Source organism: Capnocytophaga sp. oral taxon 332 str. F0381 (assembly GCF_000318275.2).
GTDB classification, from domain to species: domain Bacteria; phylum Bacteroidota; class Bacteroidia; order Flavobacteriales; family Flavobacteriaceae; genus Capnocytophaga; species Capnocytophaga bilenii.
In genome coordinates this window covers 2,009-4,245 of the sequence record NZ_KB291274.1, presented here as the reverse complement: position 1 = coordinate 4,245, position 2,237 = coordinate 2,009, and the positions used below count along the sequence as shown (strand labels likewise).

General features: G+C 33.4%; 3 protein-coding genes. All 3 read right to left on the bottom strand.

The window, feature by feature from the left end; genetic code table 11:
- Positions 1-684: 684 nt before the first annotated feature.
- Positions 685-1,533, bottom strand: a complete 849-nt coding sequence (locus HMPREF9075_RS03005) for a hypothetical protein (RefSeq protein WP_009415008.1) — start codon at positions 1,531-1,533, stop codon at positions 685-687.
- A gap of 5 nt (positions 1,534-1,538) precedes the next feature.
- Positions 1,539-1,706: a hypothetical protein gene (locus tag HMPREF9075_RS13105; RefSeq protein ID WP_157049207.1), complete on the bottom strand. Its 168-nt coding sequence runs from the start codon at positions 1,704-1,706 to the stop codon at positions 1,539-1,541.
- On the bottom strand, positions 1,693-2,237 hold a 545-nt coding region (locus HMPREF9075_RS14055; RefSeq protein ID WP_009415006.1), incomplete at its 5' end, for an RHS repeat domain-containing protein. The genes HMPREF9075_RS14055 and HMPREF9075_RS13105, both read right to left, overlap by 14 nt.

Genomic DNA, 2,237 nt, shown 5'->3' with positions numbered 1-2,237 from the left:
TGCAGCTTGTGCCCAATTCAAAATTCAGAATTCACAATTCTCTTTACATCCCCCACACATCACTACTGCACACTGCCCCCCTCTCTTTTGGAGAGGGGGAACGGGGGTGAGGACTCCGCTGGCGCAAGCTTGTAGCTTGTGCCCAATTCAAAATTCTCTCTCCTGTCCCCCACACAGCACTACTGCGCACTGCCCCCCTCTCTTTTGGAGAGGGGGAACGGGGGTGAGGACTCCTCTGGCGCAAGCTTGCAGCTCGTTCCACAATTCAAAATTCAAAATTCATAATTCATAATTCATAATTCAAAATCGCTGCAAAGGTAATTTTTTTTGGCTATATTGTCAAGATATTGTACCTTTGCATTTAGAAGTTACTCAGAAAATAAGTACAATCAAATAAAATAAATCATTACCTTATCTTCTTGTAATTCCTGTATCTTCTTTATTTAAAACAGATTATAAAAGTAGTTTCAATTTTTTTTCAAAAAACCACTAATTTGCTGTGTCTCCCAAAGTAACCTCAGTGAGTTCTTTCTCATCAGGAAGTGGTGCATAGTGGCGATGCAGGTTCTCCCCACTGCTGATAATATCTTCCCAATCCCGCCCTAAAGTATCGGATAAAAATCATTCGCTCTACATTAGGATCACGCTTGATAAGTATTTATATATTGAAGGACTACTCATCAACTATTTTTTATTTAGAAATTCTTTTATCTGCTCTTCAGTACGATTATATTTCTTTTTATAGCTATATATTTCAATCTTTTTTAGAGAATTATTATAAAAAATAGGGTTTAAGTCTCCGTTTTTTATATCATCATAAATATAAAGGTTTTCTAAACTATTAAAATCTTTTATAAATTCTAAATTATCAACCTTATCAATAAATAAATTTTTAATATTACTTTCTTTTAAAGACTCCAGGTAAATGTTCTTACTCCTAAGAATTGTTAAAGAGCTAATTTTATCGCATTGATTAATAGCATTGATGTCTTTCAACTTTGGCAGATAGTCAAGTTTGAGATGCTCCAAATTAGGTAAATATTGCAATCCCTCTATAGTTGGAAGTGAACCGTGTGTCAGTTCTAAATTTTTTAATGTATTTATTTCTGATAAAAAAACACAATCGGTATGGTTTAAATGCCATAAATGCAAGGTTTCAAGATCGTTTAGATTTTGAAACCTTGCATTTCCTTCTAAATGATTTTTAGAAAAATGAGTGTATAGATATGTTATAGATGTTAATTGAGTATGATCTAAAGGTATGCTATCATACCCCGCATACGAAAGACGCTTTAAATGCTTAAGAATATAAATTCCATCAATATTAGAGTTTTTTCCTATGCGTACAGAGAAGTTAAGGGTTTCAATATCAGGATATAGAGACAAAGCTGATAAATCAATATCAGGAATTTCAAATCCTTCTTGCCTAAGAGTAATAGATTTTATTCTCTTATTTTTTGCATAAGCAACTCCCTCTAACAATAAGTTATAAGGGACATTAAGACTATTTGTAAAATCTAATTCAAAATTCATAAAATTTAATGATGTTTCTTCTTTATATCTTTATCTAACTCTTCTCTTAATTCTTTAGCTAATCTATCAGCTTCTAATCTTTTATCTTTTGTTAAATTCTTGTATGCGGTGCTACCTGTGACAATAGAATTTTCTAATCTATCCTTTGGTATATAAGCTTTATTTTTTTCCACTTTTAGCATAAGCTCCTTCATTTTCCAATGCTTTATACTCAACAGCTTTTCCTAACTCATTATCTCCATTTGTACTCATATGTGCCTTGCCCACTACAGTTCTTTTTTGCTTTTTTCCATCTATTTCAACTTCTTTATTTGTTCTCTCCTCAATAGATTCATTCATACGACCAATTTCACCTTTTCCAACATAAATCTTACCGTCACTAAGTTTTATCATATACGCCCCTCCTGTACCTGCAAGTCCAAAAACATCCACCTCTGTATTACAATCAAAAGTATACCCATAGAAATTAGGGTTATTCCCAACTAGCCTTATCGGGTCTTGGCTAATATAAGTACCGCTTTCAGGAGAGTAATACCTAAACCTATTATAAGCTAACCCTATTTCCTCATCATAATACTGTCCTTGATATAAGAAAGGAATAAACGAACTATCACCAGCAATAGCATTCCCATAAAGGTCTAATTCTCGTGTCCATACCTTTTCTCCATTCTCATCATACGCCTCATACGGCGTTCCTAAATGGT